20 protein-coding genes are annotated in these 19,571 nt (G+C 67.3%); 10 read left to right on the plus strand and 10 right to left on the minus strand.

Annotated features, from left to right (window positions below):
- Window positions 1-237: 237 nt before the first annotated feature.
- Window positions 238-2,130, plus strand: a complete 1,893-nt coding sequence (locus VD964_RS00395; RefSeq protein ID WP_324864390.1) for a right-handed parallel beta-helix repeat-containing protein — start codon at window positions 238-240, stop codon at window positions 2,128-2,130.
- A gap of 476 nt (window positions 2,131-2,606) precedes the next feature.
- Window positions 2,607-2,825 carry a hypothetical protein gene (locus tag VD964_RS00400; RefSeq protein ID WP_324864392.1) on the plus strand — a complete coding sequence of 73 codons (219 nt, stop codon included), beginning with the start codon at window positions 2,607-2,609 and terminating at the stop codon, window positions 2,823-2,825.
- Window positions 2,826-3,141: 316 nt separating this feature from the next.
- Here VD964_RS00400 and VD964_RS00405 read toward each other — a convergent pair whose 3' ends face one another.
- The 3 genes from VD964_RS00405 to VD964_RS00415 form a co-directional block, all read right to left on the minus strand.
- On the minus strand, window positions 3,142-4,110 hold the full coding sequence (locus VD964_RS00405) for an aldo/keto reductase (protein ID WP_324864394.1): 969 nt from the start codon (window positions 4,108-4,110) through the stop codon (window positions 3,142-3,144).
- 24 nt (window positions 4,111-4,134) lie between these two features.
- A complete protein-coding gene (locus VD964_RS00410) occupies window positions 4,135-5,346 on the minus strand; it encodes an MFS transporter (RefSeq protein ID WP_324864396.1) in 1,212 nt (403 codons plus the stop codon).
- 128 nt (window positions 5,347-5,474) lie between these two features.
- Window positions 5,475-6,362: a LysR substrate-binding domain-containing protein gene (locus VD964_RS00415; RefSeq protein ID WP_324864398.1), complete on the minus strand. Its 888-nt coding sequence runs from the start codon at window positions 6,360-6,362 to the stop codon at window positions 5,475-5,477.
- 118 nt (window positions 6,363-6,480) lie between these two features.
- Between VD964_RS00415 and VD964_RS00420 the strand changes: the two genes are divergently transcribed.
- Together VD964_RS00420 and VD964_RS00425 are read left to right on the plus strand one after the other, a co-directional pair.
- Window positions 6,481-7,233, plus strand: coding sequence for a sulfite exporter TauE/SafE family protein (locus tag VD964_RS00420; protein WP_324864401.1), 753 nt, complete (start codon window positions 6,481-6,483; stop codon window positions 7,231-7,233).
- Between the two features lie 710 nt (window positions 7,234-7,943).
- A complete protein-coding gene (locus VD964_RS00425) occupies window positions 7,944-9,332 on the plus strand; it encodes a replication initiation protein (RefSeq protein WP_324864403.1) in 1,389 nt (462 codons plus the stop codon).
- A gap of 31 nt (window positions 9,333-9,363) precedes the next feature.
- On the opposite strand, the gene VD964_RS00430 is transcribed toward VD964_RS00425, so the two are convergent.
- The 6 genes from VD964_RS00430 to VD964_RS00455 form a co-directional block, all read right to left on the minus strand.
- Window positions 9,364-9,789, minus strand: coding sequence for a type II toxin-antitoxin system death-on-curing family toxin (locus VD964_RS00430; protein WP_324864405.1), 426 nt, complete (start codon window positions 9,787-9,789; stop codon window positions 9,364-9,366).
- A 6-nt stretch (window positions 9,790-9,795) separates the two neighbouring features.
- A complete protein-coding gene (locus VD964_RS00435) occupies window positions 9,796-10,020 on the minus strand; it encodes an AbrB/MazE/SpoVT family DNA-binding domain-containing protein (RefSeq protein ID WP_324864407.1) in 225 nt (74 codons plus the stop codon).
- A 118-nt stretch (window positions 10,021-10,138) separates the two neighbouring features.
- On the minus strand, window positions 10,139-10,909 hold the full coding sequence (locus tag VD964_RS00440) for a hypothetical protein (protein ID WP_324864409.1): 771 nt from the start codon (window positions 10,907-10,909) through the stop codon (window positions 10,139-10,141).
- A gap of 121 nt (window positions 10,910-11,030) precedes the next feature.
- Window positions 11,031-11,456, minus strand: coding sequence for a DUF350 domain-containing protein (locus tag VD964_RS00445; RefSeq protein WP_324864411.1), 426 nt, complete (start codon window positions 11,454-11,456; stop codon window positions 11,031-11,033).
- A gap of 25 nt (window positions 11,457-11,481) precedes the next feature.
- A complete protein-coding gene (locus VD964_RS00450) occupies window positions 11,482-13,359 on the minus strand; it encodes a DUF2491 family protein (protein ID WP_324864413.1) in 1,878 nt (625 codons plus the stop codon).
- Window positions 13,360-13,504: 145 nt separating this feature from the next.
- Window positions 13,505-14,230 (minus strand): lysophospholipid acyltransferase family protein, encoded by a 726-nt coding sequence (locus tag VD964_RS00455; RefSeq protein WP_324864415.1) that lies wholly within the window; start codon window positions 14,228-14,230, stop codon window positions 13,505-13,507.
- Window positions 14,231-14,434: 204 nt separating this feature from the next.
- On the opposite strand from VD964_RS00455, the gene ftsE reads away from it, so the two are divergent.
- The 4 genes from ftsE to hemP all read left to right on the plus strand — a co-directional run bounded on the left by ftsE (window position 14,435) and on the right by hemP (window position 17,035).
- Window positions 14,435-15,175, plus strand: coding sequence for a cell division ATP-binding protein FtsE (gene ftsE / locus VD964_RS00460; RefSeq protein ID WP_324864417.1), 741 nt, complete (start codon window positions 14,435-14,437; stop codon window positions 15,173-15,175).
- 4 nt (window positions 15,176-15,179) lie between these two features.
- Window positions 15,180-16,073, plus strand: a complete 894-nt coding sequence (locus VD964_RS00465; RefSeq protein WP_324864419.1) for a hypothetical protein — start codon at window positions 15,180-15,182, stop codon at window positions 16,071-16,073.
- 13 nt (window positions 16,074-16,086) lie between these two features.
- Window positions 16,087-16,725 (plus strand): YdcF family protein, encoded by a 639-nt coding sequence (locus tag VD964_RS00470; protein WP_324864421.1) that lies wholly within the window; start codon window positions 16,087-16,089, stop codon window positions 16,723-16,725.
- A 142-nt stretch (window positions 16,726-16,867) separates the two neighbouring features.
- Entirely contained in the window at window positions 16,868-17,035 is a 168-nt protein-coding gene (hemP, locus tag VD964_RS00475) for a hemin uptake protein HemP (protein WP_085091948.1), read from the plus strand.
- 88 nt (window positions 17,036-17,123) lie between these two features.
- On the opposite strand, the gene VD964_RS00480 is transcribed toward hemP, so the two are convergent.
- Window positions 17,124-17,324: a heavy-metal-associated domain-containing protein gene (locus tag VD964_RS00480; protein WP_324864425.1), complete on the minus strand. Its 201-nt coding sequence runs from the start codon at window positions 17,322-17,324 to the stop codon at window positions 17,124-17,126.
- 356 nt (window positions 17,325-17,680) lie between these two features.
- Between VD964_RS00480 and VD964_RS00485 the strand changes: the two genes are divergently transcribed.
- Both VD964_RS00485 and VD964_RS00490 read left to right on the plus strand, forming a co-directional pair.
- Entirely contained in the window at window positions 17,681-18,115 is a 435-nt protein-coding gene (locus VD964_RS00485) for an SRPBCC family protein (RefSeq protein ID WP_324864427.1), read from the plus strand.
- Window positions 18,116-18,178: 63 nt separating this feature from the next.
- Complete coding sequence (locus VD964_RS00490) at window positions 18,179-19,570, plus strand: GntP family permease (RefSeq protein WP_324864428.1); 1,392 nt, start codon at window positions 18,179-18,181, stop codon at window positions 19,568-19,570.
- The last annotated feature ends 1 nt before the right edge of the window (window position 19,571 follow it).

A 19,571-nucleotide genomic window follows, 5' to 3' on the forward strand; every position in this document is an offset into this window, starting at 1 on the left:
GAAGCTATGTAGAAGATCATCGGCGAATATCTGCAAGCATCGTAAGGGGTAAATCTAAGACTGTTGCGAAAACGACTGTCTATTCTGTTTAATAAACTTTCGTATGTATTTGCCATTGATCTCAGGAATGTAACAGAATTTACCACCTATTCGATGATTCCAGGAAAAATGCCTCACCAATGCCCCAGCCGTCCGACCATCGTGGCGCCGCATCGCAACCGCTAAGGATACGGATCAATGGCCACGACCTCCGGGAACTCGACCATCATCGTGACCGCCGAAGGCACCGCCAACGCGCACTTCACCCTGCTGGTCGACGGCAAGAAGATCGGTGATGGCACCACGGGTGCCACGGCCAAGGACTTCGTCTTCAAGACGGATCTCGCAGAGGACCAAGCCCACAAGGTGCAGGTCCAGTACGACAACGACGGATATGTGAACGGCACGGACCGCAACCTGATCGTCAACGAGATCACGATCAACGGCAAATCGGTCCTGCCGACCGACGACATCGTCACCTACGACAAGGGGGCGCTGGACGGCCGCGACGTGGTCGACGGACAGGACGGCCTGTGGTGGAACGGCGCGCTGGTCGTGAATGCCGGCAAGAGCTATTTCGCCGGGGACGAGGTGGCCGCGCCCGCCGAACCCACGCCGGTGGAGCCGGCGCCCGTTCAGCCCGCGCCCGCCCAGCCTGCGCCGAATGAGCCCACGCCGACCGAGCCCACCCCCAGCGTGCCGAAGCCGAGCGGCCCCGGCTTCTACGTCGCCAAGAACGGCAACGACAGCTGGTCGGGCAAGCTGGCGGCTCCCAATGCCGACGGCACCGACGGTCCCTTCGCCTCGCTGCAGAAGGCACAGTCGGCCATGCGGTCGAGCGATATCGACACGACCTATGTGCGCGGCGGCGACTATCACCCGAACAACCCGATCTGGCTGGACGGCCAGGATTCGGGAGTCACCTTCACCGGCTACGGCAACGAGAAGGCGGTGATCCACGGCAGCGCGCAGGCGTCCGTGTCGTTCGGCATCGGCGGCGCCAAGGACGTGACCATCGAAGGCCTGACCTTCACCGGCGGCGTCGCGAACGGCCACTATGTCTTCGCCGACAATGCGGCCGGCCTGACCTTCGCCAACAATGTCGTGTCGGGCGGCGGCTATGGCATCACGGTGCAGAACAGCGCCAACAGCCAGGTCGTCGGCAACCAGTTCGAACGCACCGGCGCCGAGGCCATCTTCGTCAAGGCCGGTTCCGACGCCACGGTGGTGTCCGACAACCTGATCAAGCATCCGAACGCCGCCGACCGCGGCGACGCCGGGATCTGGGTCAACGGCAGCTCCGACGTCAAGATCACCCACAACCAGATCGAAGACTCGCCGGAGAAGGCCATCGCCGTCGGCTCGGTCCAGACGGACGGCAGCGATGCGACCTACCGCGCGACCATCGCCTTCAACAAGGTGATCGACGCCAACCTGGAATCGAACGACGGCGGCGGCATCTACCTGATCAACCGCCAGCAGGACCTGACCGGTCACACCATCGTCAACAACGACGTGTCCGGCACCACCGCGACCAACCCGTCGGGCGACGTGGCGAGCTGGGGCATCTATCTCGACGACTGGACCAGCGGCGCCACGGTGAAGGGCAACGTCGTCCACGACAACATCGGCGGCGTGTTCCTGCATGGCGGCTGGAACAACACGGTCACCGAGAATGTCATCGCCGGCAACAGCGGCGCCCAGATCGGCCTGCAGCAGGACGTCGCCTGGGGCGGCTGGAAGGGCAAGGTGATGAGCGGGAACGACATCTCCGGCAACGTCATCGACGTGCGCGAGGGCACCGCCGTCCACATCTACGGCCCGGCCGGCGTCGGCAACCTCCACAACAACTTCTACAGCAGCCTGAACACTGCCGAGAAGGAGTTCGACGCCTGGCCGCAGGTGATGTCGAGCGGCGCCTGGGGCACCCTGTCGAACTGGCAGGCTGCCGGCTACGACAAGGGCTCGGTGACGCTGAATCCGGGCTTCGTCAATCCGGGTGCGGACGACTTCAGCCTGTCGGCGACCTCGCCGGTCTACGGGCTGGGCTTCGACCACATCGCCTACGGCGACATCGGACTGCTGGGCTGATCCTCTCCTTTTCTCTTGGTCGAAAATCCCCTCTCCCCCCCGGGGAGAGGGTTAGGGTGAGGGGGGCGCGCAGCGAGGATCTTCAAGCATCGCGCAGTCCCCATTCTCCACCAAATCCACGTTGTGCATCCCCCTCACCCCGACCCTCTCCCCAGGGGGGGAGAGGGGGATCTCGGACCCCGGCCCGCGGGTACTAGAACCCGCGGCCGGGAAAGGGTTCGGCTGGAACCTTGGGGTAGGCAGGACGTTAAGGCTTTCGAAAAGTCACCCGGCCTGACGCCGGAGGGATCTTGAAGTCAAGACTCACCACCCCAACCTGTCACTTCGTCATGCCGCCCCCGCCTTGAAATAAGGACGCCGGGAGTCATCCTGTGAAACACATCGGATGTCTCGTCACCGAACCGTCTTCGACACGGGCGGCATGCCGCGGGCTTGGTCGGCGTTCCGCCGAGGACCAGCCAATTCAAGAGGAAACCATGGAACGACGTGAATTCTGGATGCAGGACCCGGATCTGAAGGCCGCCTACGAGGCGCTCGGCCCGAATTTCCGCCGCGAGGTGGAACTGGCGCAGCAGCGCCGCGGGCAGCGCAACCTGCAGGGCGCCACCATCGCCGCCCGCACCGGCCGCTCCGCCTCCCAAGTTACTCCCAAGGCCGCTCCCAAGACCCATTCGGTCAGCGTCGTCCGCCGCTGACGGTCTCCCCGCACGGGATTTTTCGCTCCACGCTTAGCCTCGCCCTGCCGCCATGGTATGACGGAACCGTCCGTTCCCGACCGTGGAGGCGTGCCGATGGTCAGCCACTGCATCCCGCCGCGCCGATGCCCCCACACCACTGCGACACCACGCCTCCGGCCTGCCGGACGCCTGCGCCTGCGCGCGTGTCGAGCGGCGCGTGTTGAACAATGGAACATCGCCGGAAAACCGTTTCACACTGTTCCATTCGTTCCACTCCAATTGGGGACGGAGCGCGGCGCGGTGATGGATCCGCCGCCGCGTCGGCTGGTCCGTCCTACCAGGCGCTTGCGCGGTCCAGCTGTCCGATGTCCTCGGCATCCAGGCGCAGCTTGGCCGCGGCGATCAGGTCGCCCATCTGTTCGGGCTTCGATGCGCTCACGATGGGCGCCGTCAGGCCGGGACGGGCGATCAGCCAGGCGAGCGCCACCTGTGCCGGGGTCGCCCCATGCCGGCCGGCGACCTCGTCCAGCGCCGCCAGGATCGCCCGGCCGCGGTCGTTCAGGTACTTCGACACCGCACCATTGCCGCGCGCGCTCTTGCCGGCATCTTCGGTGGAGCGGTACTTGCCGGTCAGGAAGCCGGCGGCCAGCGAATAGTAGTTGATGACGCCCAGCCCGTTCTCCCGGCAAATCCCCTCCAGCTCCGCCTCGTAGCCCTCGCGGCTGTAGAGGTTGTATTCCGGCTGCAGGGTCTCATAGCGGGGCAGGCCGGTGCGGGCGCTGACCTCCAGCGCCTCGCGCAGGCGGGATGCCGTCAGGTTGGAGGCGCCGATCGCGCGGACCTTCCCCTGGTCGATCAGTTCCTTGTAGGCGCCCAGCATGTCCTCGAACGGCGTCGACGGGTCGTCCCAGTGGGACTGGTAGAGATCGATGCGGTCGGTCTGGAGACGGCGCAGCGAATCCTCCACCGCGGTGCGGATCCAGGCAGGCGACAGCCCCTTCTTCCCCGGCCCCATCTCCGATCCGACCTTGGTCGCCACGACGATGCGGTCGCGGTTGCCGCGGCTCTTCATCCAGTTGCCGATGATGGTCTCGGACTCGCCGCCCGTGTTCCCGGGCGCCCAGGCCGAATAGACGTCGGCGGTGTCCACGAAGTTGAAGCCGGCATCGACGAAGGCGTCGAGCAGCCGGAAGGAGGTCGCCTCGTCGGCGGTCCAGCCGAACACGTTGCCGCCGAAGCAGAGCGGGGACACCGTCAGGCCGCTATGGCCAAGCGGGCGTTGATCGGGCGGACGTTGATCCATTGCATCGTCTCCTTGGATATCGGGTCAGGCGGCAGGCCGCCCACGGAATTCGGTCAGGTAGAACAGCAGGCCCAATGCGGGAAAGGCGAAGCCGATCCAGGTCACCGGCTCCCATCCGCCGACGGCGAAGGCATAGCCGGCCAGCGCCGAGCCGGCCGCTCCGCCCAGGAAGAAGATCGCCATATAGATGGCGTTCATCCGGCTGCGAGTCTCCGCCCCCAGCGAATAGATCGCGCGCTGCCCCAGCACCATGTTCATCTGCACGCCCATGTCCAGCAGCAGCCCAGCCAGCACCAGCAGCGCGATGGAGCCCTCTCCCGCTCTTGCGACGAAGAAGGACAGCGCCGCCATCGCCAGTGCGAAACCGGTAGCCGGCCGGGTCCAGCCGCGGTCGGCAATCCGCCCGGCGATGGGCGCCACCAGGGCGCCCGCCGCTCCCGACAGCGCGAACAGCGCGATCCCCCGCTGGCTGAGATGGAAGGGCGCCCCCGCCAGCAGAAGCGGCACGGAGGTCCAGTAGAGGCTGAAGGCGGCGAACATCATGGTCTGGTAGACGGTCCGGCGCTGCAGCACCGGCGTGCGCACCAGCAGCCGCCCGAGCGAGCCGATCAGCGCGCCGTAGCTGGATTGGCTCTGCGGCCGCCGTTGCGGCAGCACCCGCCACAGCAGGATGGCGAACCCCACCATTACCACCGCCGACAGGCCGAACACGGCACGCCAGCCCAGGCTGTCGGCGATCAGGCTCGACACCGGGCGGGCCAGCAGGATGCCCAGCAGCAGGCCGCTCATCACATTGCCCACCACCTGCCCGCGCGAGGCCTCCGGCGCCATATGGGCGGCGAGCGGCACCAGCATCTGCACGGCGACGGAGGTGACGCCGATCAGGAAGGCCGCCGCCAGGAACAGCGAGGCGGTGGGGGCGACGGCCGCCACCAGCAGCGCCGCCACCGTGCTGCACAGCGTCGCGACCACCAGCCGGCGGTTCTCCAGCAGATCGCCCAGCGGGACCAGCAGCACCAGCCCGGCGCCATAGCCGACCTGGGTCAGGGTGACGACGAGGCTCGCGGTCTCCGGCGACAGCCCGACCGCCGGGCCGATCAGTCCGACCAGCGGCTGGGCATAGTAGATGTTCGCGACCACCACCCCGCAGGCCAGCGCCATCAGCATGACGAGCGACCGCGACAGGGCCGGATGGGCGGCGTCTTCAGCCGGATGGGGAACAGCGGTGGGCGGCATCGCGCGGTCCTGTAGGGTCATGACTGCTGGGAAGCGAAACGGAAACAGCGGCCACCCTATGTCGGCACCCGCAGGCAACGCATCGGCGAATTGTGCCGCCCGGCCATGCGCCAAAAAGACAAAGGGGCCTACTCCACCTCGCCACACAGCGCATAGAGCCAGTCGCGGAAGGGCGCCAGCCCGGCATCCTCGCGCCGGGATGCGCGATAGACCAGATACCAGGAATGGACCATCGGCACCGCCAGTCCGAAGGGAGTGGCAAGGCGCCCGGCGGCGATGTCGTCCAGGATGTAGAGCCGCGGCGCCAGCGCCACCCCGACGCCGTCGATGGCCGCCTGCAGCGTCATGGCATAGCTGCCGAAGGACAGCCCCCTTGTTCCGGAAGCCGCCCCCGGATCCGCCACCCCGGCGGCGGCGAGCCAGCGCGGCCAGTCCTCCGCCCAATGGGAGACGTGCAGCAGGGTGGCGGCAGCCAGATCCGCCGGCCTGCGCAGTCCCGCCGCCAACCGCGGCGCGCAGACCGGCTGCAGGCTGGAGGAGAACAGCCGCTCCGTCTCGTAGCCCGGCCATTGGCCGTCACCCAACAGGACGGCGCAGGTCCAGTCGTCGTTCATCGGCGCGCCGGCCCCGCCGGTGGCGATCCGCACCTCGATCTCCGGGTGGTCGATGTGGAAGCTGGACAGGCGCGGGATCAGCCAGCGCACCGCCACCGTCGCCCCCATGCCCACCGTCAGCACCGGCCCGGCCCGCATCGAAGACACCTGCTCCACCCGCTGGGCGATGCCGTCGAACGCCTCGGTCAGCGTCGGCTGAAGCGCCCGGCCCCGTTCGGTCAGCACCAGCGTGTTCGCCCTTCGGTCGAACAGGGGAAAACCCAACCGTTCCTCCAGCAGCTTGACCATCCGGCTGACGGCGGCCTGGGAGACGTGCAGTTCCGCCGCGGCGGCGGTGAAGCTGCCATGGCGGGCCGCCGCCTCGAACGCGCGCAGGCCGTTCAGCGAAGGGAGGCGGCGCATCGGTCCATCCTTACTTGACCCCAATTTTTCCTGAGGCTGAGCATCGAACAATGCCGTTTGCGGCGCAACCGCGCGCATGTGAGATTTTCAGCCTGATCTCCGACATTTGGACCGATTCATGCTGACGCTTCCGCTGATGGTGGGGCTTGGCCTTACCGTTCTCGTGACCTCGTTTCTGTCGGGCCTGTTCGGCATGGCCGGTGGCATGGTGCTGATGGGCCTGCTGCTGATCCTGCTGCCGGTGCCGTCGGCGATGCTTCTGCATGGCGTGACCCAGTTCGCCTCCAACGGCTGGCGGGCATGGCTGTGGCGGCGCCATGTGGTCTGGCCGATCATCCTGCGATTCGCGCTGGGCGGATCCGGGGCCGGGTTGCTGTTCGCCCTGGTCGGCGCCATTCCGGACCGGGCGGTGTCGCTGCTGATTCTGGGGCTGACCCCCTTCCTTGCACTGGCGGTGCCCGCACGCTGGGCCCTGGACGCCCAGAAGCCGCTGCATGGCCTCGTGGGCGGCTTCCTGTGCATGGGGGTGCAGCTGGTCGCCGGCATCTCCGGCCCGCTGCTGGACGTGTTCTTCGTCCGCAGCGCCATGACCCGCCAGAGCGTGGTCGCCACCAAGGCCGCGATCCAGTCGGTCGGCCATCTGGTGAAGATCGCTTACTTCGCTTCGTTGGTCGCCGGTGGTGTGGATGGAACGGTGGAATCGACGGTGATCCTGGTGTCGGTCGCCATGGCGCTGCTGGGCACGAATCTCTCCCGCCGCGTGCTGGACCGCATGAGCGACGCGCAGTTCCGCCTGTGGAGCCGCTATCTGGTGATGGGCACCGCCAGCTTCTATCTGGGGCAGGGGCTGTTCCTGCTGGCTGCCCACTGAAAAACCATTTCATATCAGCTGTTTAGCTTAAATTCCGTTCGCTATCCTTACTGCTTGGGGGCTGGATCCCGGCCTCCTGCGACCGACCGGCCCGCCTCCCGATCCTTACGGCTTGGGGGCGGGCTTCCTTACATCCTGGGGGCACTTAAGCCCTTGAGAGTCCTTACATGGCTCTGAAGAAGACCCTGCAGATCTCCAGAATCCGCCGATCCTTACCTCTTGGGGGCCCGGATCAGGCCGTGAGTGCCCCCAAGCCGTAAGGATGGCGCTTGTTCGTGGACCCCCGGACAGCAAAAATGGCCGAACGCCCCCAGGGAGTAAGGATAGAGCACGCTCCATGGGGAGGCTTCCCAGACTCGAGTCGGACCGATTCGGATCGTGTAAGGATGCCGGAGGGGGACTTCGGGTGAGATTCGCACTTGGGAAGCGTTGGCAGATCCGACACTTAGCAGGCGCTTGGCTCTCCCTTTCCCTTTTAAGAGGATTCGTCGGCGCGAAAAGCCAGAGGAGTCCGCGAGTCGCATCGAATCTTCCTTACAGGGTGGGGGAAACAGCCTTACCGGGTGGGGGCGAGTCGCACACCCCCCGGGGCGTAAGGGTTCCGCCCCCAGGATGTAAGGATGAACAGGATTCTATGGCGCGACCCTTTCCTTACTTGTTTTTGGGGTAAGGATTGATTTAGCCTCGCGCGATTCTGGCGGAGGGTTGCGATGGCGGGGACGGGGCGCAGGAAGGCGCGCGGTGCGGTGGCGGAGGAGTCCGTCCCGTCGGACGCGGCTGCGCCCGTCACGGCCGGTTCGGCAAAGGCCGCTCCCGGCCTTGTCGTGCTGGGGCCGGAGGATCTGGCGGGCGGCGCGGTGATCGACGGTGACGGTGCCGCGGCCGCCCTGCCGGCGGTCGGCACCGAATCCGCGGCTCCGGTCGCCGGCCTCACCGCCCGCGTCGCCAGCGCCACCTTCGAGCGCGACGGCTACAAGCATCTGATCAAGGCGGCGGAGGCGGTCTACAGCTATCCGGCCAACGGCACGCGCCTGTCGCTGCCGGCGCAGAAGATGCTGAACTTCATGATCCATCTGGCCGGCAGCCAGAATTTCGCCAACAAGCTCTACCGTATGCCCAAGCGGGTGGTGCGCGGCAATCACAAGGGCAACGAGCGGATCTTCGACGCGCTGAAGGAAATCTTCGATTCCAGCCTGGTGGTCATCGGCCCCTTCCGCGGCCGCCGGTCGCGCGCCGAGCTGCGCATCCTCTCCAGCTATGTCCGGCCGGAGGAGGAGGAGGACAGCGACGCCGCCGACATCCATTTCCAGTTCACCGACGCCTTCTTGGAAATCCAGCGTTCGTCCCAGCTGTGGGCCAAGCTGTCCGGGCCGGCGATGGTCAAGGTCACCAGCACCTATGCGCTGAAGCTCTATGAGATCGGCATGCAGCGCTACCAGATGGATTATCCGTCGCTGGAACTGGACATCGACACGCTGCGCAAGCTGATGAACGTGCCGGAGGGCGCCTACAAGGATTTCGGCATCCTGCGCACCCGCACCATCGACCGCGCCATCTCCGAGGTGAACCAGCTCGCCCCCTTCCGGGTCAGCATGCCGGAAGACAAGATGAAGCGGAAAGGCCGCAAGATCGAGGCCGTGACCCTCGATTTCCACGCCAAGGACGAGGAAGAGGCGGCCGAGACCTATCTGGAGCGCGAACGCCACAGCGCCGGCCGCCGCGCCCGGCGCATCGGCAAGGTCGACACCGTCGCCCCCGCCGACCCGGTGGAAGCCGGCCTCGCCGATCTCGGCCCGCTGCCCGACGCCGATGACGTGACGGCGCTGTGGGCTGCCGTCCTGCACGCCCTGAAGGGCAAGGTCCCCGCCCCGCTGCTGGCCGAACTGGAGCCGGAACGGGTGGAGGAAGCCCCCCAGGGCGGCCGCCGCCTCGTCCTGAAGGCTAGGAACGCCGCCGTCGCCGACACCGCCCGCATGAACCACTGGCCGAGCCTGAAGTCCGCCCTGTCCTCGCTCACCGCCGGGATGATCGAGGACGTGGCGTTCGAGGTGGCGGCTCGCAAGGCGAAGGCGGCGAAGGTAGCTTCCCCCGAGACGTAAGGGTTTGGGTCAACCGGATTTGGAAATCACCTTATTCCAAGTCACTGATGTCATAGGAGTGATCGGCAACCCAGTTTCGAAAGGCTGCTTCTTCCATTTGGCCGGCAGCAAGCGCCAGGATGACGTCCGCGGCTTCACGTTCCGATGCATCAAGCTCAAAACCGTTGAGCCCCAGGATGAGGCCGAGCGTGACGAAAGCGGCTCGTTTGTTGCCATCTACGAAAGGATGGTTGCGGCAAACGCTGGCGCAGGCGGCCGCAGCCAAATCAAAGATGGTCAGCAGTTCATCGCCGTAAGCGATCAGCTGATAGGGGCGTGCCAGCGAGGCCTCAAGTGCTCCCAGGTCACGAATGCCGGGAGCTCCGCCATGTTCGGCAAGCAATTCACCATGCAGGTCGAGTACAGCCTGCAAGGGAAGATTTACATAGGGGCGCCCACGGACGGTCGGTTGGTCCACGTCCGCCTACTTTGAAAGAATTTCCATTGTACGGCGGTACCGTGCGGAAAATCTCCGGCCGATATTCAGTGCGCGATTATAGGTATCATCGGCCTTGGATATCTCGATATGGCCGTCCTTGACCTCGACCGCCACCTCGTCGCCACGTTCCAGATTGGCAGCTGCCAGAACATCGCGCGGCAGAGTCAATCCAGTGGAGTTTCCAATTTTCGTCAGCTTGGCAGTGTGCATGGCGACCTCAGCCCAGGAACACCGGACAATGTAATAACTTGCGTTATTACGTCAAGCCTCCGGACTCCCCCAGGAGGTAAGGATCGGCGGAGTCTCCCCCACCGATCCCCTCCAACCCTCAGCCCTGCTTGGCCTTCAGCGCCGCCAGACGGTCGGACAGGCTGGTTGCGGTGGCCTTGCCCGACGCGGCAGCCAGGGCGGCGGCGATGTTGGGGTCTTCCTTTTCCGGGGCAGAGGGGCGCAGCAGCTTGGCCTTGGCGTTCGCGGCTTCGGCGGCGGCCAAATCCTTGGCTGCCGTGTCCTGCATCGCCTTCAGCGCGACCGAGAGGCCGCTGGTGGCGCCGGCGAGGCCGGCGGCCTGACGGGCGGCTTCGGCCTGACGCTCGGCCATGGCGCGCTGCTGGTCGGCGCGGCCCATGTCGCGCTGGGCGCGGGTCAGCTCGGCGCGGGCGGCCTTCAGCTTGGCGCCGGCCTCGGCATAGTTCTTTTCCAGCATCTCCAGGAACTCGCGGGCATCCACCGCGTCGCGGGCCTCGCGCTCGATCTCCGGGGCCATCTCCTCCAGCATGGCGACGATGGTCTCCAGGCTCTTTTCCAGGCCGGCCTTGCGGGCGGGATCGGTCTGGGCGTCGATCTGGCGCTGCAGATGCTCGGCCGCCGCCATGCGCTGGGTCGACAGGGCCTTGATCTCGTCGGCTTCGCGCTGCTCGCGGTCGTAGATGGCGCGGGCTTCCGCCACCTGCCGACCCAGACCGTCCAGATGCTGCTCCATGGTCCGCAGTTCCGCCTCGGTCGCGGATTTGGGATCCCAGCGCACCAGCGCCTCCATGGCGCCCTGGACGGCTTGGTCGGTCTTGACACCCATAAGGTTGCGGATGAAGGCAAGCATGGCTTGAATCCTGTCGATGAGGGTTGTTGGAAGCGCCCCGGAAGGCGCCTCGCCTGCACAGATGGGGAGGGGATGATCCGGCGACCAGACCCCCTATCCTTACCTCTCGGGGGGGGCTGGCTTAACCGGCCATGGCCGCCGCGTTGATCAACGCCACCCCCAGCTGGACCCCGACCAGCGTCGCCGCCGACGCGACGTTGCCGGATTCGATCTGGCCGCGCAGGTCGCGGATCAGCAGGGTCGCGACCGCGAAGGCGACCAGCTGCAGGATCACCGCCACCACGCCCCAGAGCAGGATGTCCAGCAGGAAGGCGCTGGTCGCCAGCGTCGCCGCCAGCGGGATGGCGAGCGCCACGATGGAGCCGGCCAGCGTCAGCCCGCCGGCGGTGTTCCCTTCCGACACCAGCCGGCGTTCGTTGAAGGGGGTGATGCGGGTGTAGACGGCAACGCCGACTGCCAGCAGCGCCAGCGTGACGGCGAGCTGGACCAGCAGCACCGGAAGCCCGGTGCCGAGCGCGGTCAGGATGGAACCGAAGGTGCTTTCCATGGGGCCGGCACTCTTGTCGTGTGGGTTAGGACAGGGAGAGGGAGGCGGGATTCACGTCGATGCCGGCGGCGATCTCGACCGAGGCGCGGCCGGAGCGCTCCACCGCTTCCACCAGGATGTATTCCGTGGTGGGGGCGGGAGCCGCGGCACCGGTGGGCGCGCCGTACAGCATGGCCTGGCTGACCACCGTCTCGGTCCCGCGCACGGTCTGGCGCGCCTCGCTGAGGGTGAAGGGCTGGATGCGGCCGGCGCCCGGCTGCCAGACGCGGGGATAGAGCTTGCCGTCCTTGGTCTGGAACTCCGGCCAGCCGATCATCCCCTCGGCATCGTCCAGCCAGAAGCCCCATTCGCCCTCGTCGGACGGCGTCACGCTGTCGATGGGGGTGAAGTAGCGGCATTCGTCGGGCTGCCCGTCGGGGCCGAGATGGATCTGGAAGAACCCCCCGGTCTTTCCGGGGCCGCCCGGCAGATGCAGCCGATAGACGGTGGCCGGGCCGGAGGTGACGGTGCCGACCGCCTCGATCGACACCAGCCGGTCGCTGCCGGTGTCCGGCGCCTTCACCTTGGTGGCGCTCTCCGCCAGCAGGAAGGGGGTGGGGTCGATGGTGACCGCCATGCCCAGCCGGAACAGCGACGGGCTGTAGGCCTTGCCGCCGAGCTTCTGGTTCACGTAGTTGCCGAGCGTTCCGAACAGGGGCACGTCCGATCCTCCCTTGGAGACTGGGCCATTGGAGACTGGGCTTGGTTTCGCTGCCGGGGCATCCATCCGCCGCCGTGCCCGCCACAGCAGGAACAGCACCGCCACGCCGAGCAGCAGGATGCCCCACCACCAGAAACCGCGGCCGGAGCCCTGGGAAGGTTGGGACGCCTGCGCGGCGCTGGCGCTGTCCACCGAACTGGAGGAGTCGGCGCGGGCAAGCTCCGGCGGCACGTCGGGCGGCAGTTGTCCCGCCTCGCGCGGGGTGCCGGCCTGGGCGGACACCGACTGGTCGAGCTGGTCCAGCTTGCCGCGCAGTTCCGCATTGTCGCGGGCCAGCCGGTCGGCCTCCTGCCGCCATTCGCGATAGCCGGGGTCGTCGGCGTTGTTGTGGAAGAAGGCGGCGTGGCCCGGCCGGGTCAGCGTGTCGAGCATGAACCACAGGAACAGCCCGTCCCAGATGCCGAAGCGGCGCGGCGCGCTGTAGGCGTAGGGCGGCGGGTTCCAGCCGTAACGGCCATAGGGATTGACGGGCGCCGGACGGGTGGATGGGGTGCGGTAGGACGATCCGCCCGATCCCCAGCCCCAACCCCAGCCCGATCCACTGGAACTGCTGGAACTGCCGGTGCGGCCCTGGGTGGAGGCGGCGGGCGGCGGCGCGCTGGGCTGGGCCGGCGGCGTGCGGTCGGCTTCCTGGCGGGTGCGGTAGCGGTTCAGCGCGTCGGCCGAGCCCTGCTGGCTGAAGGTCCGGTCACCTGCCGACGTGGGCGGGGCGGCGACCGATGGGGCGCTGTTGCCCGGCCGGGCATAGCCGCCGCTGGAACTGGAGGAACCGCCGGAGAACCATCCGCCGCCGCTGCTTCCGGTCGAGGGCGTGCGCGGGGCGGACGGGCGGGCATAGCCGCCGCTGCTGCCGCTGCCGACGGACGGGGTGCGCGAAGGCCGGGAATACCCGCCCGAGGACGAGGACCGGCTGCTGCGGGAACCGGCGCGGGCCTGCGCCTCGTCCGGTGCGAGTGCCACGGAGACCGCCGCGGTGGCGGCGATGGCGAGCGGAGCGGGTGCCGCCGGCACGGTCAGGATGGCGCCGACGGGGACCGCCAGCGGCTGCGCCGTCATCAGAAGGGCGACGGCGGCGGCACGCCATCGATCTTTCCAGCGCTCTCGATGCCGGGTGGGACACCGGGGCTTCGCGGTCTGCGTCATCCGTCCTCTCGCGCGTCATCGGGAGCCGGTTCAACCGGCCCTCCCGGCGATTCGTTGCGCGAGCGTAGGCAGATACGCGACGGTGCTCAAGGATTTATCAGTCGCAGTCAAGCAGTTGTGAGCTGGCCGGTGGCCGGACGAAGCGTCACGACACTGCGGTCGCCGTCTGCTTGCTCTGCTCCGGCTCGGCCAGCGGCGGGCGGATGGTGGGCGGGCCGCCGGCTGCGGTGACGAGGCGGTCGCTGGCGGCCTCCAGCTCCTCCTCCAACTCGCGCATCGCTTCGGCGCGCGGGCGTCCGGGCATGATCGGCGGCAGGAACTCCACCACCACGGTGCCGGGGCGCTTCAGGAAGCTGTGGCGCGGCCAATAGAGGCCGGCGTTCAGCGCCATGGGCACGATGGGGATCTTCAGGCTTTCATAGAGCACGCCCACGCCGATCCGGTAGGGACGGTATGTGCCGGGGGCGACACGGGTGCCCTGCGGGAAGATCACGATGGGACGGCCTTCGTCGCGCACCGGTCGGGAATTGCGGATCAGGGACTTGATCGCCGCTCCGCCGGCGCCGCGGTCGACCGGGATCATCTTCGCCTTGGCGGCGTACCAGCCCCAGATCGGGATCCACATCAGCTCGCGCTTCAGGATGATCGCCGGGTCCTTCACCAGCAGGTGGAGCTTCATCGTCTCCCAGGCCGACTGGTGCTTGGCCGCCAGCAGGAAGGGGCCGTCGGGCAGGTTCTCGCGCCCGCGCACCTCGTAGCGGATGCCGACGAGCGTGCGCTCCAGCCAGCCAACGGTGCTCAGATACCATTTCACGACCGCGACCATCTGCGGACGCGGCAGCAGCAGCATCCACAGCAGGGCGAAACACATCAGCGCGGTCCAGAGGTGGAACGCGATGTTGAATGCAAGGGACCGGATCCAGATCATGGCCGGCAACTTGTCAGGTCTTCACCGACTTCTCAAGTATTCCGCGCTGTTGCGGAGATGGTTCCGCAGCGCGGGGCGGGGTGGACTCCGTCCCGCGCCGGGTGCATTGTCCCCGGCGTGGAGGGGTGTCGTGGCTGTGGTGGGACCGTGATTCGTTTCGAAAATGTCGGCTTGCGGTACGGCACGGAGGCGGAGGTGCTGCGCGACATCAGCTTCACCCTGCTGCCGGGGTCCTTCCATTTCCTGACCGGTGCCAGCGGGGCGGGCAAATCGTCGCTGCTGAAGCTGATGTATCTGGCCCACCGGCCGTCGCGCGGGCTGGTCACCCTGTTCGGCCGCGACATGGCGATGGTGACCCGCCGCGAACTGCCGGAGCTGCGCCGCCAGATCGGCGTCGTGTTCCAGGACTTCGCGCTGCTCGACCATCTGTCGGCGCTGGACAATGTGGCGCTGCCGCTGCGCATGGCCGGCACGCCGGAGGTCGACGTGGTCGCCCACTGCACCGAAATCCTGCGCTGGGTGGGGCTGGGCAACCACCTGCACGCCAAACCGTCCACCCTGTCGGGCGGGCAAAAGCAGCGGGTGGCCATCGCGCGCTCCGTCATCAACCGGCCGCGGCTTCTGCTGGCGGACGAGCCGACCGGCAACGTCGACGACGGCATAGGCATGCGCCTGCTCTATCTGTTCGAGGAACTGTACAAGCTGGGAACCACCGTGGTGATCGCCACCCACAACGAGGCGCTGATCCGCCGTTTCGACCACCCGCGACTGCATCTCGACAATGGCCGGTTGATGGTGCTGCCCGCGCGCGGAAGCCGGGTTCATGATGGCCGTGCGTCCGACGGCCGTGCCGGCGACACGCGCCCGCAAGAGTCGCGGTGGGAGTAGCGGCATGGCGCTTCGTCCGGTCCGTCCCCGCTCCGACCTGCCGCTGGCGGTCGATCCCTCCTCGCGCTTCCTTGGCTGGATCACCGCGCTGATGGCTTTCCTGGCGGCGCTGGCGCTGGCCGGCGCCATGCTGGTGTCGGACATGGCGCAACGCTGGGACAGCGGCCTTGCCGGCGGGCTGACCGTCCAGGTGGCGCCGATGCCGGGCGCTCCGGTCGCGCCGCTGGACGAGCGGGTGGAGGCGGCGGTGACCGTCCTGCGCGCCTTCCCCGGGATCCGCTCGGCCACCGTGCTGGGCGGGGGCGAGATCGCCCGGCTGCTGGAACCCTGGCTGGGGTCGGGGGCGTCGGACCCGCTGCTGCCGATGCCGCGGCTGATCGACGTCGCCGCCGACGGGCCGGTCGACGTCGCGGCCTTGCGGCTTCGCCTGACGTCGGCGGCGCCGGGGGCGACGCTGGACGATCATGCGGTGTGGCTGGCCGACCTGCGCTCCTTCGCCGGGGCGGTGCGGCTGGCGGCGCTGGGCGTGGTGCTGCTGATCGGGGCGGCGGCGGTGATGACGGTGGTTTTCGCCGTGCGCACCGGCTTGGCCATCCACCGTCCGGTGGTGGAGCTGCTGCACCTGATGGGTGCGACCGACCGCTATGTGTCCCGCCAGTTCGAACGGCATGTGGTGTCCTTGAGCCTGCGCGGCGGCGCCATCGGCCTGCTGCTGGCCGGCGGCACCCTGTATGGGCTGTACCGGGCGTCCCAGGGGCTGCGGGCCAGCCTGCTTGCCGACCTGTCGCTGCAGCCCTGGCAGTGGGTGGTGCTGCTTCTGGTGCCGGGGATGCTGGCCCTTCTGGCGTTGGCGACCGCACGCTGGACCGTGCTGCGCACGCTGGAGTCCATGCCGTGAGCCGGGGGGCGCGATGAGAACCGCGCACCGGCGGCACGGCGGCGCGGTGGCGCGGGCGGTGGCGCATCTGCTGGCCGGCTTGCTGGTGGCGGCCGTCCTCTGGCTTGGCGGTCTGGTCTGGTACGCCGCAGACGTGCCGCGTGCATCCCCCGTCGGCGCCGATGCCGAACGGCCGACCGATGCCATCGTCGTGCTGACCGGCGGCAGCAACCGGCTGGGCACCGGGCTGGAGCTGCTGGCCGCCGGACGGGCGAAGAAACTGTTCGTCTCCGGCGTCTATGACGGGGTGGAAGTGCAGGAACTGCTGAAGCTGTCCCGCCGTTCCCCGACCGAGATGGAATGCTGCATCACGCTGGGCTATTCGGCGGACAGCACCATCGGCAACGCCTATGAGACGGCGGACTGGATGCGCGACCAGGGGTTCCGGTCGCTGCGGCTGGTGACCGCCAACTATCACATGCGCCGCAGCCTGCTGGAACTGTCGATGGCGATGCCCGACGTGGATCTGGTGCCCCATCCCGTCGTCGCCCCCACCGTCCATCTGGACGAATGGTGGGTGTGGCCCGGCACCGCGAACCTGCTGATCAACGAGTACAACAAGCTGCTGGTGGTCGGCCTGCGCTGGATGGTGCACCGGACGGTCAAGGGCTGACCACCGGAACCATGGTTGGGGTCGGGCTATAATAGCGAATGAGAATGACTTGCAATTGGATTTGGACGGGCGTAGTGTCCGGTTCAGGGTTCACGCCCGGACATCGCCGACCGCAACGTCCGTCCAGCAAGAAAGACACGCCATGCACGACAGCGCCGTCTCCGCTCCCGCCTCCTTCATCGCCGCGTCCCTGCCGGTGGTCGAATCCGCCCGTTTGATGTCGGGCAGCCGCGAGATCGTGATCCAGCACGCCGGGCAGAGCTATCGCCTGCGCGTGACCCGCGCCAACAAGCTGATCCTCACCAAGTAAACACCGTCAAAAGAACCTTCCGGGAAAATGCCATCGGGAATGGGCGCCGGCCATATGGCCGGCGCCCATTCTTTTTGTGGATGGTGCCTCAGGCCCGGCCCTGCACCTCGTACCCGGCGTCCTCGATGGCTTGGCGGATGGTCGCTTCTTCGGCGTTGCCCTCGACGGTCACCTGGCCTTCCTTCAGGTCGACAAGAGCCCGCTCGACCGACGGAAGCGCTTCCACCGCCTTGGTCACCGTCTGGGCGCAGTGGCCGCAGGACATTCCGGATACCTTCAATGTCAGCATGGGGGTTCTCCCTTGGCGGTGCGACGGCGCACCCGATTTCCACAGGCTGAGCCTTCCAGCGGCTGGAAGGTCAAGCGGCTTTTCAGAAGTCGGCTCAACCGCCTTCCGAGACGATCGTTTCGCTCGTTGCATCTGTCTATAATTAGAGACGTCGTCTCTCAAAATAGACGATTTTCCCCCGCACAATCTCGATTATGAGACAGGTGGTCGGTCGGTAAGTTTTGTGTGCAATGCACAAAATCAGCCTTATCAAAGGTTTCGGCTGTCACTATCGGTCCATGGAATTCTGGCATGACCCTTGCTGTCATGGTTTCACCCCGCCCTCAGGGGACTGCCGCCATGAGAAAGCGCCCCCGATGCCGCTGGTCACCGCAACCTCTCATCTGCCCGTTCCGGCACGCCGCGTGTGGCCGCTGGTTCGGTGGAACGGGGCGTTGGGCGACTGGTATCCCGGTGCGGTCTCCATGGTCGTGGAGGGGGTGGGGAAGGGCGCTCTTCGGCGTCTGCGGCTTTATGACGGGGCACCGGTCGTCCACCGGCTGGAGCATGTCAGCCGCATCGACGATGCCTACACCTATGCGGTGGTCGAAGGGCCGTACCCGGTCGCCGACCTTCTGGCGCAGATCCGTCTGCGCGCCGATGGGGAACGGCAGGCCGCCCTGGATTGGACCGCCACCTTCCGTCCGATTACCTCCCACCCGAACCAGGGCGCGGAGGCGGAAGCGGAGCGTTTCGTCCGCGACCTCTACGACGCCGGCATGGCCCGGCTCCGCAGTCTGCTTCAGCCGTAAATCCCGAAAACACACCCGTGACGGTCACCGTCCGAAAAGAATAACCGAGGGAGCATCGTCCAAATGAGTTTCCTGATCTGCGTGGGAGCGCTCGCGTTCCTGATGCTGGTCGCCTATCGGGGCTTCAGCGTCATCCTCTTCGCGCCCATCGCGGCGATGGGGGCCGTGCTGCTGACCGACCCGTCCGCCGTGCCGCCGATCTTCACCGGCCTGTTCATGGACAAGATGGTCGGCTTCGTGAAGCTGTACTTTCCGGTCTTCCTGCTGGGCGCGGTGTTCGGCAAGGTGATCGAGCTGTCCGGCTTCTCCAAGTCGATCGTCTCGGCCGTCATCAAGCTGGTCGGGCGCGAGCGTGCGGTGACCTCCATCGTGCTGGTCTGCCTGCTGCTGACCTATGGCGGCGTGTCGCTGTTCGTCGTGGTCTTCGCCGTCTATCCCTTCGCGGCGGAGATGTTCCGGCAGAGCGACATCCCCAAGCGCCTGATCCCCGGCGTGATCGCGCTCGGCGCCTTCACCGTCACCATGGACGCGCTGCCGGGCACGCCGCAAATCCAGAACATCATCCCCACCACTTTCTTCAAGACCGATGCCTATGCCGCCCCCTGGCTGGGCGTGATCGGCTCGATCTTCATCCTGGCGCTGGGGCTGCTCTATCTGGAATGGCGGGTGCGCTCGGCCATCGCGCGGGGCGAGGGCTATGGCAGCGGCCACAGCAACGAACCGGAGCCGGTCGCCTCGGAAGCGCTGCCGAACCCGATCCTGGCCCTGTCGCCGCTGGTCGCCGTCGGCGTGCTGAACAAGCTATTCACCATGGCGATCCCCGGCATCTACGGCACCACCAGCGAAGTGGCGCTGACCCCGGGCGCCAAGCCGCTGGTGACGCAGGTCTCCTCCGTCGCCGGCATCTGGGCGGTGGAAGGGGCTCTGCTCTGCGGCATCCTGATGGTGCTGGCCTTCGCCTGGAAGCCGGTGTCCCAGCGCTTCGCCGACGGAACCAAGGCCGCCATCGGCGGGTCGCTGCTGGCCGCCATGAACACGGCCTCGGAATACGGCTTCGGCGCGGTCATCGCGGCGCTGCCGGGCTTCCTGATCATCCGCGACGCGCTGGCCGCCATCCCCAACCCGCTGGTGAACGAGGCGGTGACCGTCACGGCGCTGGCCGGCATCACCGGTTCCGCGTCGGGCGGCATGAGCATCGCGCTGGCGGCCATGGCCGACCAGTTCATCGCCGCCGCCAACGCCGCCGGCATCCCGATGGAGGTGCTGCACCGCGTCGCCTCGATGGCCAGCGGCGGCATGGACACCTTGCCGCACAACGGCGCCGTCATCACCTTGCTGGGCGTCACCGGGCTGACGCACCGGCAGTCCTACGGCGACATCTTCGCCGTCACCTGCATCAAGACGCTGGCGGTCTTCTTCGTGATCGCCGTCTATTACCTGACCGGGATCGTCTGAT

The organism is Azospirillum sp. (assembly GCF_035628975.1).
GTDB lineage: Bacteria > Pseudomonadota > Alphaproteobacteria > Azospirillales > Azospirillaceae > Azospirillum.

Coding starts and splice junctions, on each gene's coding strand:
- VD964_RS00470 (WP_324864421.1), top strand. CDS start 16,087: ATGAGAACCGCGCACCGGCGGCACGGCGGCGCGGTGGCGCGGGCGGTG.
- VD964_RS00400 (WP_324864392.1), top strand. CDS start 2,607: ATGGAACGACGTGAATTCTGGATGCAGGACCCGGATCTGAAGGCCGCC.
- VD964_RS00490 (WP_324864428.1), top strand. CDS start 18,179: ATGAGTTTCCTGATCTGCGTGGGAGCGCTCGCGTTCCTGATGCTGGTC.
- VD964_RS00395 (WP_324864390.1), top strand. CDS start 238: ATGGCCACGACCTCCGGGAACTCGACCATCATCGTGACCGCCGAAGGC.
- VD964_RS00415 (WP_324864398.1), bottom strand. CDS start 6,362: ATGCGCCGCCTCCCTTCGCTGAACGGCCTGCGCGCGTTCGAGGCGGCG.
- VD964_RS00465 (WP_324864419.1), top strand. CDS start 15,180: ATGGCGCTTCGTCCGGTCCGTCCCCGCTCCGACCTGCCGCTGGCGGTC.
- VD964_RS00480 (WP_324864425.1), bottom strand. CDS start 17,324: ATGCTGACATTGAAGGTATCCGGAATGTCCTGCGGCCACTGCGCCCAG.
- VD964_RS00410 (WP_324864396.1), bottom strand. CDS start 5,346: ATGCCGCCCACCGCTGTTCCCCATCCGGCTGAAGACGCCGCCCATCCG.
- VD964_RS00425 (WP_324864403.1), top strand. CDS start 7,944: ATGGCGGGGACGGGGCGCAGGAAGGCGCGCGGTGCGGTGGCGGAGGAG.
- VD964_RS00445 (WP_324864411.1), bottom strand. CDS start 11,456: ATGGAAAGCACCTTCGGTTCCATCCTGACCGCGCTCGGCACCGGGCTT.
- VD964_RS00405 (WP_324864394.1), bottom strand. CDS start 4,110: ATGGATCAACGTCCGCCCGATCAACGCCCGCTTGGCCATAGCGGCCTG.
- VD964_RS00420 (WP_324864401.1), top strand. CDS start 6,481: ATGCTGACGCTTCCGCTGATGGTGGGGCTTGGCCTTACCGTTCTCGTG.
- VD964_RS00485 (WP_324864427.1), top strand. CDS start 17,681: ATGCCGCTGGTCACCGCAACCTCTCATCTGCCCGTTCCGGCACGCCGC.
- VD964_RS00440 (WP_324864409.1), bottom strand. CDS start 10,909: ATGCTTGCCTTCATCCGCAACCTTATGGGTGTCAAGACCGACCAAGCC.
- VD964_RS00435 (WP_324864407.1), bottom strand. CDS start 10,020: ATGCACACTGCCAAGCTGACGAAAATTGGAAACTCCACTGGATTGACT.
- VD964_RS00455 (WP_324864415.1), bottom strand. CDS start 14,230: ATGTGTTTCGCCCTGCTGTGGATGCTGCTGCTGCCGCGTCCGCAGATG.
- hemP (WP_085091948.1), top strand. CDS start 16,868: ATGCACGACAGCGCCGTCTCCGCTCCCGCCTCCTTCATCGCCGCGTCC.
- VD964_RS00450 (WP_324864413.1), bottom strand. CDS start 13,359: ATGACGCAGACCGCGAAGCCCCGGTGTCCCACCCGGCATCGAGAGCGC.